Annotated in this window: 12 protein-coding genes; 8 read left to right on the forward strand and 4 right to left on the reverse strand. The window is 75.4% G+C overall.

What is annotated here, in order from left to right; genetic code table 11:
- The coding region (locus LWC35_RS31880; RefSeq protein WP_308194713.1) for a citrate/2-methylcitrate synthase at nt 1-265 on the forward strand (265 nt) is incomplete at its 5' end.
- Between the two features lie 50 nt (nt 266-315).
- Here the strand turns inward: LWC35_RS31880 and LWC35_RS31885 are convergent.
- Complete coding sequence (locus LWC35_RS31885; RefSeq protein ID WP_232874072.1) at nt 316-1,599, reverse strand: MFS transporter; 1,284 nt, start codon at nt 1,597-1,599, stop codon at nt 316-318.
- A gap of 71 nt (nt 1,600-1,670) precedes the next feature.
- On the opposite strand from LWC35_RS31885, the gene LWC35_RS31890 reads away from it, so the two are divergent.
- Nucleotides 1,671-2,627: a GlxA family transcriptional regulator gene (locus LWC35_RS31890; protein ID WP_232874074.1), complete on the forward strand. Its 957-nt coding sequence runs from the start codon at nt 1,671-1,673 to the stop codon at nt 2,625-2,627.
- A gap of 8 nt (nt 2,628-2,635) precedes the next feature.
- On the opposite strand, the gene LWC35_RS31895 is transcribed toward LWC35_RS31890, so the two are convergent.
- A complete protein-coding gene (locus tag LWC35_RS31895; protein WP_232874075.1) occupies nt 2,636-3,235 on the reverse strand; it encodes an LLM class flavin-dependent oxidoreductase in 600 nt (199 codons plus the stop codon).
- 219 nt (nt 3,236-3,454) lie between these two features.
- On the opposite strand from LWC35_RS31895, the gene serC reads away from it, so the two are divergent.
- Both serC and sepH read left to right on the forward strand, forming a co-directional pair.
- Nucleotides 3,455-4,588, forward strand: coding sequence for a phosphoserine transaminase (gene serC / locus LWC35_RS31900; protein WP_232874077.1), 1,134 nt, complete (start codon nt 3,455-3,457; stop codon nt 4,586-4,588).
- Nucleotides 4,589-4,917: 329 nt separating this feature from the next.
- Nucleotides 4,918-6,564 (forward strand): septation protein SepH, encoded by a 1,647-nt coding sequence (gene sepH, locus LWC35_RS39775; protein WP_269805161.1) that lies wholly within the window; start codon nt 4,918-4,920, stop codon nt 6,562-6,564.
- A 129-nt stretch (nt 6,565-6,693) separates the two neighbouring features.
- Here sepH and LWC35_RS40600 read toward each other — a convergent pair whose 3' ends face one another.
- Nucleotides 6,694-7,254, reverse strand: coding sequence for a DUF2537 domain-containing protein (locus tag LWC35_RS40600; RefSeq protein ID WP_232874079.1), 561 nt, complete (start codon nt 7,252-7,254; stop codon nt 6,694-6,696).
- A gap of 4 nt (nt 7,255-7,258) precedes the next feature.
- Nucleotides 7,259-8,071 (reverse strand): TrmH family RNA methyltransferase, encoded by an 813-nt coding sequence (locus tag LWC35_RS31915; RefSeq protein WP_232874081.1) that lies wholly within the window; start codon nt 8,069-8,071, stop codon nt 7,259-7,261.
- A 135-nt stretch (nt 8,072-8,206) separates the two neighbouring features.
- On the opposite strand from LWC35_RS31915, the gene LWC35_RS31920 reads away from it, so the two are divergent.
- The 4 genes from LWC35_RS31920 (at nt 8,207) to LWC35_RS31935 (ending at nt 12,842) form a co-directional block, all read left to right on the forward strand.
- The gene (locus tag LWC35_RS31920; RefSeq protein WP_232874082.1) at nt 8,207-9,715 is read left to right on the forward strand and encodes a glutamate-cysteine ligase family protein; all 1,509 of its coding nucleotides are present in this window, start codon (nt 8,207-8,209) and stop codon (nt 9,713-9,715) included.
- Between the two features lie 400 nt (nt 9,716-10,115).
- Nucleotides 10,116-11,051, forward strand: a complete 936-nt coding sequence (locus LWC35_RS31925; RefSeq protein ID WP_232874084.1) for a hypothetical protein — start codon at nt 10,116-10,118, stop codon at nt 11,049-11,051.
- Complete coding sequence (locus LWC35_RS31930) at nt 11,048-11,971, forward strand: hypothetical protein (RefSeq protein WP_232874085.1); 924 nt, start codon at nt 11,048-11,050, stop codon at nt 11,969-11,971. The genes LWC35_RS31925 and LWC35_RS31930 overlap by 4 nt, the downstream gene beginning before the upstream one ends.
- A gap of 4 nt (nt 11,972-11,975) precedes the next feature.
- Nucleotides 11,976-12,842, forward strand: a complete 867-nt coding sequence (locus tag LWC35_RS31935; RefSeq protein ID WP_232874086.1) for a VldE C-terminal domain-containing protein — start codon at nt 11,976-11,978, stop codon at nt 12,840-12,842.
- Nucleotide 12,843 lies beyond the last annotated feature (1 nt).

Consider the following 12,843-nt stretch of genomic DNA (forward strand, 5'->3'; position numbering starts at 1 on the left):
CGCGCTGCGAATCCTGCGCGAGCGCCGCCCCGACCACCCGATCGAGACCAACGTCGAGTTCTGGGCCGCGGTCATCCTGGACTTCGCCCAGGTCCCGCCGCACATGATGCCCGCGATGTTCACCAGCGCCCGCACCGCGGGCTGGTCCGCGCACATCCTGGAGCAGAAGCGGGAGAACAAGCTGGTCCGCCCGTCGGCCCAGTACATCGGGCCGGGCCCGCGCAAGCCCCAGGACGTCGAGGGCTTCGACCTGCTGGTCCACTGAGCTGATCCGCTCCCGAGCCCTCGGGGGTGGCGGCGACCGCCGCCACCCCCTCAGGCGGGTTCGGGAACCGGGGCCGGGACACGGAGGCGGCGGATCGCCAGCGACGCGATCGCGGCCAGCACGCAGAGCACGGCGCCGCCGTACCAGGCGGCGTCGTAGCTGCCGAGCGCGTCGCGCACGAGCCCGGCGGCCAGCGCCGCGGCCGCGGCACCGAGTTGGTGGCTGGCGAACACCCAGCCGAACACGACCGGCGCCGTCGGGCCGAACCACTCGCGGCACAACGCCATCGTGGGCGGCACGGTGGCGACCCAGTCCAGGCCGTAGAAGATCACGAAGGCGAAGATGCTGGCGTTCAGGTCGGCGCCGAACAGCGGCACGAGCAGCGCCAGCGACAGCCCGCGCAGCACGTAGTAGGTGCCGAGCAGGATCCGCGGGTCGAAGCGGTCGGTCAGCCAGCCGGAGAAGATGGTGCCGACCAGGTCGAAGATCCCGACCAGGGCGAGCAGGCTCGCCGCCGTCGTCGCCGGCATGCCGTGGTCGTGGGCGGCGGGCACGAAGTGCGACTGGACGAGGCCGTTCGTGGTGGCACCGCAGACGAAGAACCCCGCCACGAGCAGCCAGAACGTCCGCTTCCGCGCGACCCGGACCAGGGTGCCGACCGCCAGCCGGGCGGCCCCGGACCGGATCGGCTCGACGACGTCGGCCTCGGTGCCGCCGTAGGGCAGCGCGCCGACGTCGGCCGGGCGGTTGCGCAGGAGCAGCAGGACGACCGGCACCACGACCAGCGCCGCGCAGGCCACGGTGATCGAGGCGACGCGCCAGCCCGAGCTCTCGACGAGGCGCGCGACCACCGGCAGGAAGATCAGCTGCCCGGTGGCGTTGGCGGCGGTGAGGATGCCGGTGACCAGGCCGCGGCGGGCCACGAACCAGCGCCCCACGACCGTCGCCACCAGCGACATCGCCATCGACCCGGTGCCGAGGCCGACGATCACGCCCCACAGCAGCACGAGCTGCCACGCCTCCGTCATGAACACGGTGAGGCCCGCACCCACGGCCACCATCGCCAGCGCGACCGCGACCACCTGCCGCACGCCGAAGCGCTCCATCAGCGCGGCCGCGAACGGTGCGGTAAGGCCGAACAGCGCCAGGTTCACCGAGAGCGCCACCGAGATCTCCCCGATGGACCAGCCGAACTCCGCCTGCAGTGGCTCGACCATCACACCGGGCGTCGACCGGAAGCCGGCCGCCCCGATGATCGCCAGGAAGGTGGCCACGGCCGCCCACCACGCGGGGTGCACGCGCCGGCGGCGCACAGGGGCGCTGAGTTCACTCACGCGATGCAGCGTCGCCGATCCGCTCCGTCGACGGAAGTGGCCGAACGGCCACTCTGTGAAAGAATCCGGCCATGCACCGGGTCGCCGTCCTGGCCATGCCGACCGTGATCGCGTTCGAGCTCGGGCTGCCGCACAAGCTGATGGGCGGCGCCGCCGGGCCGGACGACGAGCCGCTCTACGACGTCCGGGTCACCACGCTCGACGGCGGGCCGGTCCGGACCTCGGCCGGGTACTCGGTCCTGCCCGAGCACGGGCCGGAGATCCTCGGCGAGGCCGACACGCTCGTCGTCCCCGGACATCTGGACGGCAGCTGGATGACCCGCGGCACGGTCGACCCGCAGGTCGCGGCGGTGTTGCGGGGGGCGGGCCGGGTGATGTCGATCTGCACCGGGGCCTTCGTGCTCGCCGCCGCGGGGCTGCTCGACGGCCGCCCCGCGACCACCCACTGGCGCTGGACCCGCCGCTTCCGCCGGCTCTACCCGCAGGTCGCCCTGGACCCGGACGTCCTGTTCGTCGACGACGGCGACGTCCTGACCTCCGCGGGCAACGCCGCCGGGATCGACCTGTGCCTGCACGTCGTCCGGCGCGACCACGGGGCCGAGGTGGCCGCGACGGTGGCGCGCCGGGCCGTCGTCGCCCCGTGGCGGGAAGGCGGCCAGTCGCAGTTCGTCGAGGCGCCGGTGCCGGAGGTGTCCGGGGCGGGCACCGCGGCCGCACGGGCCTGGGCGCTCGACCACCTCGACGCCCCGATCGGACTCGACGAGCTGGCCGAGCGGGCGGCCATGAGCGTGCGGACCTTCACCCGGCGGTTCCGCGCCGAGACCGGCGAGAGCCCCGGCCGCTGGCTCACCACGCAGCGGGTGCACCGGGCCCGGCGGCTGCTCGAGACCACGGACCTGCCGGTGGAGCGGGTCGCCGAGCGGTGCGGCTTCGGCACGACCGTGTCGCTGCGCCAGCACCTGCACACCGCCATCGGCATGTCGCCGCTGGCCTACCGGCGGATGTACCGGGCCCCGGCAGGGGCCTGACGGCGGGCTCAGGCGACCCCGGCCAGCGCGAGCGCCCGCACGGCCTCGGCGAACTCGGCGAGCTCGCGCCCGACGTCGTCGCCGGTCGGGCGCAACAGCAGCCCGGCCGGCCGCAGCCACGCGACGACGTGGTGCAGGTCCGCGCCGCGCGTCACCTCCACGACCGTGCGCAGGGCGGCCCCGCGTGGCGAGCGCACGCCGAACGTCAGGGGCAGGTACTCGGCAGCACCCGGCCGGCCCACCCACGCCGGGACGCCGTTCACGCCGTGCTCGCGCCGGAGCACCTCGCGGACCTCGGCGGCGTGGGCCTCGGGGTCCCGCCCGGCCCCGCCGGGCAGCCCGACGACCAGCTCGGCCCGGCCGCGGGCCCGCACGGCCAGGTCGGCGAGGGCGCCGGCGTCGGCCGCCGCGCGCCGCCAGTACCCGCCGACCGCCAGGCCGATGCGGATCCGCGAGGTCCGCTCGGCGGCGACGGCGAGGGCCATCCCCGCGTCGGGGTAGCTGCGCGGCGCCTCGTGGCACCACGCTCGGGCGTAGCCGAGCTCCTCGGCCAGCGCGACGTGCTCGGGCGTCGCCACCCCCGCTGCGAGGGCACAGTCGATCTCCATCTCGGACCTCCGTCCCGGGTTCCAGACCGGTATCTCGATCGATCAGGACGGAATGTTGCAGCGCGGGCGGCACGGTGGGGTGGATCGCCCGGTCGGCGGACGCGCTGGGCCTATCCGGTGACGCGGACCCACCCACCCGGCCGGAACGGCGCGACCACCCTCCGTGCAGGGACGGGCCCGCCACCCCGGACCCTTCCGCGGCTTGCGACACTGGGGTACGTGACCGCGTCGACCAGCACCGACCTGCAGATCCCCGCCGACCTCCTCCCGGGCGACGGGCGGTTCGGCTGCGGACCGTCCAAGGTCCGCCCCGAGCAGCTCCGGGCGCTCGCGGACGCCGCGGACGTGATGGGCACCTCCCACCGGCAGAAGCCGGTGAAGTCCCTGGTCGGGCGCGTGCGCGCCGGCCTGCGCGAGCTGTTCTCGCTGCCCGAGGGCTACGAGGTCGTGCTCGGCGACGGCGGCTCCACCGCCTTCTGGGACGCCGCTGCCTTCGGCCTGGTCCGCGAGCGGTCGCTGCACCTGACCTACGGCGAGTTCTCCTCGAAGTTCGCCGACACCACCAAGGGTGCGCCGTTCCTCGCCGACCCGGTGATCGTGTCCGCCGAGCCGGGCAGCGCGCCCGAGCCGACCGCCGACCCGTCGTGCGACGTCCTGGCCTGGGCCCACAACGAGACCTCCACCGGCGTCGCGGTGCCGGTCGTGCGGCCGGAGTCCTCGATCGAGGGCCAGCTCGTGGTGATCGACGCGACCTCGGGTGCCGGCGGCCTGCCCGTCGACATCACCCAGTCGGACGCCTACTACTTCGCGCCGCAGAAGGGCTTCGCCTCCGACGGCGGGCTCTGGATCGCGCTGCTCTCCCCCGCCGCGCTCGGCCGGGTCGCCGAGCTGGCCGCGGGCGACCGCTGGATCCCGCCGTTCCTGTCGCTGGCCACGGCCGTCGACAACTCGGTCAAGGACCAGACCTACAACACCCCGGCCGTCGCGACTCTGATCATGCTCGCCGACCAGATCGACTGGATGCTCGGCCTCGGCGGGCTCGACGCCTGCGTGGCGCGCACCGCGGACTCCTCGGGCCGGCTGTACTCCTGGGCCGAGAAGTCCGAGTACGCCACGCCGTTCGTGACCGACCCGGCGCACCGCTCCCAGGTCGTCGGCACGGTCGACTTCGCCGACTCGGTCGACGCCGCGGCCGTCGCGAAGATCCTCCGCGCCAACGGCGTCGTCGACACCGAGCCGTACCGCAAGCTGGGCCGCAACCAGCTGCGGATCGGCATGTTCCCGGCGGTCGAGCCCGCCGACGTCGCCGCGCTGACCGCCTGCATCGACTGGGTCGTCGAGCGGCTCGGCTGAGCCCCGGACGTCGGACCCGAACGGCGCCGCACCTCGGGGCCGAGTAGCCCCCACTTCCCGAACGGCCGGGTCGCCTCGCGCGACCCGGCCGTTTTGACATGGCAGGGGTGACGGAACGTAGTCACATCAGTAACATGCGCCTCAGCTTTACCGATCTTGGCACGACGTGCGACGGTACGGAGTGTCCACCGGCAGGAGCGGTCGTCGGTGCGGACCAGAAGGCCACGTCGAGGGCCGGAAGGGCCCACCGGCGCGCCTCACTCGTCGGACACGATTCGGCAACTACCGTCACCCGGACGGGGTCAGAGCGAGCGAGGAGGCCGGCGGATATGCGGTCGTTGCGGGTCGTCGGGATCACCGAGGACGGTTCGGTGGTCCTCGAGGATCCGGCGCGCCGCGAACGGTTCACCGTGCCCGCCGACGAGCAGCTCCGAGCCGCCGCGCGGGGGGACCTGACCCGGCTCGGACAGATCGCGATCGAGTTGGAGAGCCAGTTGCGACCACGCGAGATCCAAGCCCGCATCCGGGCCGGGGCGTCCGTGGAACAGGTCGCCTCGGCCGCCGGGGTGCCCGTCCAGAAGATCGAACGGTTCGCCTATCCGGTCCTCCTCGAACGCACCCGCACGGCGGAGCTCGCCCGCGCCGCCCACCCCGTCCGCGACGACGGGCCCGACGTCCGCACCCTCGCCGAGACCGTCGCGCACACCTTCGGACTCCGCGGGCAGGACCACACGGGCGCCGACTGGGACAGCTGGAAGGGCGAGGACGGGCGGTGGGTCGTCGCCCTCGGCTGGCGGTCCGGGCGCTCCGACATCCGGGCCCACTGGGTCTTCCAGCCGGGCGCGCACGGCGGCACGGTGACGGCGCTCGACGACCACGCCCGCGACCTCGTCGAGGGCCGCCCGCAGCAGCCGCTGCGGCCCGTCGGCCCGGTGATCGACATGGCGCGGCCGGACGACGCCGCGGTGGAGGTGGCCGAGGAGGTCGTGCCCGCCGCCGTCAACGGTGCGGTGAACGGGGAGGCGCGGCGCATCGCCCCGGAGCAGCGGCGCGGGTCGCTGCCCGGCAGCCGGCGGGAGCCGGTGCGCGGGGTCACGCGGAGCGAGGTCCGGTCCGAGCTCGCCGGCCCGCCGACGCACCCTGCGGCGCGCAGCACGGACACGCTGACCACGGATACGCGCACGACCGACGTCGGGCGGGTGGCGGTGTCCGGGGCGGGTGCCCCGACCGACGCCGACCGGACGCACGACGCCGGCCCGGTCCCGACCCCGGCTCCGGGTGCGCCCTCCGTCGAGGTCGAGACGGCCGACGCCGAGACCGGCGACGCCGCGGCCGACGTGGCGCGGGACGAGGCGCCCTCGGTTGCGGAGACCTCGGCCGGGCCGGACGGGAAGGGCCCCGACGCCGCAGAGGCAGAGGCAGAGGCCGGCCCGGCCCCGGACGCCGAGGCCGTCCCGGCGCCCGAGGTGCAGGACGAGGCGAACCCGGCCGTGGGCGCCGAGAACGCCCACACCGAGAACGCCGACACCGAGAACGCCGACACCGAGAAGGTCGGCGCGGACACGGTGGCCTCGACGGACGAGCCGGAGACCGGCGCGGAGAAGGCCGGCGCGGAGAAGACCGGCGCGGAGAAGACCGGCGCGGCGAAGGCCGGCGACCAGCAGGCGGCCGCGACGGACGGGGCGAAGACCGGCCCGGCCGTGGCCACGGCGTCCGACCCGGCCGCCGGAAAGGCTCCCGAGAAGACCGCCGGGACGCCCACCGAGAAGACCGCCGAGAAGACCGCCGGGACGAACTCGGACAAGACCTCCGGGAAGACCTCGCCGGAGGCCGAGGGCGCCGCGGCCCCGGCCGGCGGCGCGCGACCCGCCGGCCGGGCCGAGGGCGAGCAGCCCGCGCCGGCCAAGCGCACCAAGAAGGGCAAGCCCGTCATGCCGTCCTGGGACGAGGTGCTGCTGGGCGTCCGCGGCCGCTGAGAGGCGCGCTGCGTCGCCCACCCACCGGGACGCGCGGGTTCCCGCACGCCTCGACCGAGGCCACCCCTCGATCGAGCGCGCCCCGCTGCATCGCGAGACACCCGGTGCGCGCCGCCGCGGGGACGTCGGTCAGAGGAACTGGCCGAGCAGCAGCACCACCCAGGCCGCCCCGAGTCCCACGGCGGTGCCCAGCCCCATCCACCGCCAGAACGGCAGCCGCCGGATCAACCAGAGCGACGGGGCGAGACCACCCACGACCAGCACGTTCGCCGGGATCCAGAGCAATCCGAACGCCTCGCCGAAGGCGCGGCTGAGGGTGATGTCGCCGATCGCGGCCAGCACCGCGAAGAACGTCGCCACCACCAGCCCGGTCGCCCAGGGCGTCGGTTCGTCGGGGTGCGGGGGCACGAGCGGGATCGGTTCGGTGGTGCGTCCGTGCACCAGGTCGACCCCGCCGGTCAGCGGGTCGACGTACTCGACGGGCCTGCCCAGGACGTCGGACACCCGCCCGGCGAGCTGCCGCCCGCGCCTGCTGACGATGTCCTGCTGCTCGGGCCGCACCTCGACCCCGCGGATGCTCGCCGCGACCGCGCCCCACTGGCGGAGGTCCGCGGTGAGGTCCGGAGGCAGCACGGCGTCGCCCGGCCTCCTCTCACCGAGCACCACCTGACCCCCCGCAGCGAGGTGCACCCGGTCAGCCTACGGACGCCGCCACGGCATGGAAGGCCACTGCGGCAGCCGTTGCGACATTGAGAGAGTCGACGCCCGAGGCCATCGGGATCCGCACCCGGACGTCCGCGGCGGCCTGCGCTTCCGGCGTCAGGCCGGCACCTTCGGCGCCCAGCAGCAGGGCCACGCGCTCGCCCGCCAACCCGGCGGTCGCGAGGGACACCGCGTCCGGCGCGGGTGTCAGCGCGGCGACCCGCAGACCCACTTCGCGGAGGAGGTCGAGCGACTGCGGCCACGGACCCGGCAGGAGCGCGAACGGCACCCGCAGGACGTGCCCCATCGAAACCCGCACCGACCGCCGGTACAGCGGGTCGGCGCACCGCGGGCCGAGCAGGACCCCGTCGACGCCGAGGGCCGCGGCGTTGCGGAACAGCGAGCCGAGGTTCTCGTGGTCGTTCACACCCTCGCAGACGGCCAGGACGCGGGCGGTGCGGGCCAACTCCAGCGCGTCGACGGGCGCGGCGCGGTCCGCGACGGCGAGCACCCCCCGGTTCAGGTGGAAGCCGACGGCGGTGGCCATGGTGTCGGCGTCCGTGGCGTAGGCGGGGACGTCGAGAGGCGCCAGATCGGCGGTGAGCTCCTCGAGCCGACGGGGTACCCCCAGCACGGAGCGGACGGGATAGGGGGACTCGATCAGACGTCGGACGACGACCACGCCCTCGGCGATCACGAGCCCGCGGCCGCCGGGGCGGTCGGGGCGGCGGTCGGCGGTGGTCAGGTCGCGGTAGTCGTCGAGCCGGGGGTCGGTGGGGTCGCCGATCGCGGTGATGATGGCCACGATGACCGATCGTCCCAGGTGGCCTGCCGTTCATCGCACGGGGTCGCCCGGTCAGCCGGTACCGCCGCTTCCGGTGATGTGTCACGGTGGAGAGCCGCCGCGGGCGGACCGGCAGCTAGGAGGCATCGGGAGAGCATGGGCCAGGACGTCGACCGGACCCGGTTCAGTCGGCGGGAACGCCAGCGGTATCGAGCCAAGGTGCAGCGTTGCCTCGAGGCGTTGACGACGATGCTGCGGGAGCACCCGTTCGCCGAGGACGACCCGATGACCGGTATCGAGGTCGAGCTGAACCTGGTCGACGGCTCACTGAGCCCTTCGATGACCGGGAAGGACGTCCTCGAGGCCATCGGCGGCACCGAGTTCCAGACGGAGCTGGGCCGGTGGAACATCGAGCTGAACCTCCCGCCGCGCCCGCTGCCCGGCGACCAGTGGCGGCACCTCGAGCACGAGCTGCTCGACGAGCTGGCCGTCGCCCGGGCCAAGGCGCGGGACTGCAAGTCGCAGCTGGCGATGATCGGCATCCTGCCGACGCTGGACAGCTGCCACCTCGTCGGCGAGTCGATCTCGGCCGACGACCGCTACGCCGTGCTCAACGACCAGATGCTGGCCGCGCGGGGCGAGCCGATCCACGTGGACATCTCGGGCGGCGACCCGGGCGGGCTGCACGCCGTCGCGCCCGAGCGTTTCACCGCGGACTTCGAGACGATCATTCCCGAGGCGGCCTGCACGTCGATGCAGCTGCACCTGCAGGTCTCGCCGAGCTCCTTCCCCGCGTACTGGAACGCCGCGCAGTGTCTCGCCGGCGTCCAGCTCGGGCTGGGGGCGAACTCGCCGTTCCTGCTCGGCTCGCGGCTGTGGGCCGAGACCCGCATCCCGCTGTTCACACAGGCCTGTGACGTGCGGACGGTCGAGCTGCGCAACCAGGGTGTGCGGCCGCGGGTGTGGTTCGGCGAGCGCTGGATCTCCTCGGTGCTCGACCTGTTCGCGGAGAACGCCCGGTACTTCCCGGGGATCGTCCCGTTCCCGGGCGACTCCGACCCGATGACCACGCTGCGCAACGGCGGCGTGCCCGACCTCGACGAGCTCAAGCTCCACAACGGCACGATCTGGCGGTGGAACCGCCCGGTCTACGACGTCGCCGACGGCCAGCCGCACATCCGGCTGGAGAACCGGGTGCTGCCGGCCGGGCCGACCGCCGTCGACATGGTGGCCAACGCGCTGTTCTTCTACGGGCTGCTGCGGGTGCTCGTGGAGTCCGACCAGCCGCTGTGGCAGTCGATGTCCTTCGAGGCGGCCGAGGAGAACTTCACGACGGCCGCGCGGCACGGCATGGAGGCGCCGCTGTACTGGCCGGGCACGGGCTGGATCAAGCCGGACGAGCTGGCCCTGCGCAAGCTGCTGCCGCTCGCCCACGAGGGCCTGACCCGGTGGGGGGTGAGCGCCGCCGTACGGGACCGCTACCTGACGGTGATCGAGCGGCGGTGCGTGACGGGCCGGACGGGCGCCACCTGGCAGCTCGACACGGTCGCGGCGCTCGAGGCCCGCGGTTCGAGCCGGCAGGGCGCGCTCACCGGGATGTTGGAGCGCTACCTCGAGGCCTCGGAGGCCAACGAGCCGGTCCACACCTGGCCCCTTCCCGCCTGACCCCTGCCCGCCTGACACCCGCCTCGCCGAAGCCCACACCCCGCTCGCCCACCCGGTCCGCGAGGCGCGCTCCGGGCTTCCGCGAGGCGCGCTGTGGGCCTCCGCGAGGCGCGTTGTGGGCTTCCGCCAGGCGCGCTGTGGGCTTCCGCGAGTCGGGGGCCGCGAGTCGGGGGCCGCGAAGAGCCCGGGTGACGGGCAGCTGTTCGCGATCGTGAACACCTGCTCCGTTCCGCTCCACGCCGGCACCCGGGCTTCCTAGGGTTCCTCTCGTTCCACCGGGCACCCGTGATCCGGGCGCCGCCGGTCCTCCGCTCGCTGCACCCGCGGCCCTCCGCGGGCGGGAGCGCCTGCCCACGAGAGGGAGCGATGTCCTGGTTCCGCATGCCCGGGAGGCGGTGACGTGGCCGCCTTCCGGATGTTCGGCCGCCCGGCCGGGGGGCCGCGGGAGATCGTCCCCGGGAGCGCCACCAGCCACGCCAGGCTCTCGCGCCGCGCGGAGGAGCTCCTCGGCCCGCGGCGTGACCGCCAGACGCAGCCCGACGCGCCCACCGACCCGTACGGCTTCCCGCCCGTCGCGGCCGGGTCCGCGTCGAGCGGCCTCCACGGCTGGCCCGACTCCCGATCCGCCGCCGTCGCCGCGGCCTGGTCCGCCCCGCAGGCCGAGCCCCCGTCGCCCACGGCGCTCGACGGGCCCGCACCGCACCGGCCCGCCGAGACCGATCGGTCGGCGGCGACCGCGGCACCTGGACCCTCCTCCGCCCCACCGCACGCCGAGCCCGTTCCCCACCCGGCGGAGGCGGCGGCGCTCGCCGCCGCCTTCGCCGCCGACTACCTCTCCTGGGACGAGGACGACCCGGACCGCCGCGCCCGCGTCCTCGGCGACTACCTCGCCGACCGCGGGCCCGTGCGCCTCGGCTGGTCCGGGAACGGGCGCCAGCGCGCCGACTTCGCCCTGCCCGGCCTCGTCCGGCCGGACGGCGAGGGCCGGGTGCTCGTCGACGTGCGGGTCCGCGTCACCCCCTACCGGCGCGTCCCGGGCGGCCGTCCGGGCCCTGGGGACGACCTCGACGACGGACCCGCCGTCCCGGCCGCCGCTCCCGCGCCCGCCGCCCGCGGGTGGCGCGGCCTGGCCGGCCGGTGGGTGCGGCTCGGGGTGGCCGTGCGGGTGGAGGGCGACCGGCTCGTCGTCGACGCCGAGGAGGAGCTCGACGACCCCGCCGGCGAGGCCGCGACGCGGCCCGGGCTCGACCCCGCCGATCCCGCCGACACCGACACCGACACCGACGACACCGACGACACCGACCTCGACGACGACGCTCCTCTGGAGACGCGATGACCGGCTTCCGCCCCCCGTCCGTCGCCGGTGTGTCCGGGGGCGTCGGAACGACCACGCTCGCCCTCGCCCTGCACGGTCGCGACGGTGGGACCGGCGCGGGCATCGACGCCGACATCGTGGTCTGCCGCAGCAGCGCCGAGTCCCTGGACCGCGCGGTGCGGATCGCCGACCTCTTCGACCCCACGGCGGCGCCCCCGGTCCTCGCCGTGAGCGTCGACGGCGCCGAACGCCGGCACCCCGAACGCCTCGACGAGCTCGGCCCGGGCTGGGCGGCGGTGGTGCTGGTGCCGCACGTCGGGCGCTGGCGCGGGATCGTCGATCCGTACCGCGAGGCCGCGGGCCTGCTCGGGACGCCGCGCGACCGGCTCCCGCGCGCCCTGCGGCCGTACCTCGACGCCGTCACCCGGCTCGCCCGGGCGGTCGCGGACTCGGGCAGGCTCGGCCGCCCCGCCCCGGCGACCCGATCACTCGCACCTCTCCCTTCGGGACCGACCACGTTCCCACGGCCCGACGCACCACGGCCCGACGCTCCGGTACCGCTCGCGGTTCCGCCGGAACCAGGTCGACCGCCGTCGGAGGCCCGGTTCACCGCCTACCGTCCCTTCGTCCCGGTCGGCGCCGACGGCCCACTCACCTCGATCGCGGTCCCACGCACCCCGTCCGCACGACCGATCTCCCCTCCTCCCGACGACCGCCCGGCCCACGCGTCGGACGAGGGCGACCTCGACACAGGCACCCCTGCCGGCCGGTCCGCGGCCGGTGAGCAGGCAAGCCCGCGGCGCAGGGGCACCGACGACCTCCTCGCCCTCGAGGCCACACCGGCCGGAGCTCGCACGGCCGTCCACCCCGACCTCCGCCCCGTCCGCGGGATCCGGATCCTCGACGTCGCGAGCGCCCTCGGCGACGGCCGGCCGCGGTGACGCCGTGGTCCGCGTCCTGCTCGTCGTCGCGCTCGCGGCGGCCGCTCTCGCCGGCCCGGGGACACCGCCGCTCCGGCTCACCGCCGCCGAGCACCCCGAGCCCACCGACCCCGTTGAGGTCCGCGTGATCCCCGCCCCCGCCCGCGCTCCGTCTTTCGAGCGGATCACCGCCGAGCAGTGCCCGGAGCTCGCACCCGCCCGCGCCGGCGTCGTCCGGCGGGTGGCGGCCCGATCCGCGGACGAGCCCGCCCCCGTCACCGAGGCGCGGCGCACCTGCTCGGCCCTGCGCACCGGCGTCGCGAGGATGTTCCGGCAACCCCCACCGGCCGGGAGCTGCGCGGCCGCCTGCCCCGACGCCCTGCGCAGCGCCGTGTCCGACGCCCGGGACCGCGCGGCCCCCGCCGCACGAGCGGGCGCATGGACGGGTGGCCGGACCGCCTGCACCCCACCCGATCCGACCGGCGGGGACGGCTGTGTCACGGGCGCGACCCGGCACGGCGTCGCGGCGGTGACCGCGGCGTTCGGGCCGCTCGGCGGCGGCCCCGTGATCCGCTCGGCCGGCTGCTGGGACGCGCACGCCTGGAACCCCCGCAGCGACCACCCGCAGGGCCGCGCCTGCGACTTCTTCCCCGGCACGGCCGGCGCCTTCCCCGACGCCGACGGCCTCGCCGCGGGCTGGGCGGTGGCGAACTACCTACGTGAGCAGGCCGGGCCGCTCGCCGTCGCCTACCTGATCTGGCAGGGGCGCTACTGGGACCCGTCGGTCACCGACGACGGCGGCTGGGGCCGGGCGTACACGAGCAGCGTCTACGACACGAGCGACGTCACCGGCGGCCACTTCGACCACGTCCACGTCAGCTTCGCCGAGTGAG

The sequence above is a fragment of the Pseudonocardia kujensis genome (assembly GCF_021283305.1).
In the GTDB taxonomy this organism is placed as follows: Bacteria; Actinomycetota; Actinomycetes; order Mycobacteriales; family Pseudonocardiaceae; genus Pseudonocardia; species Pseudonocardia kujensis.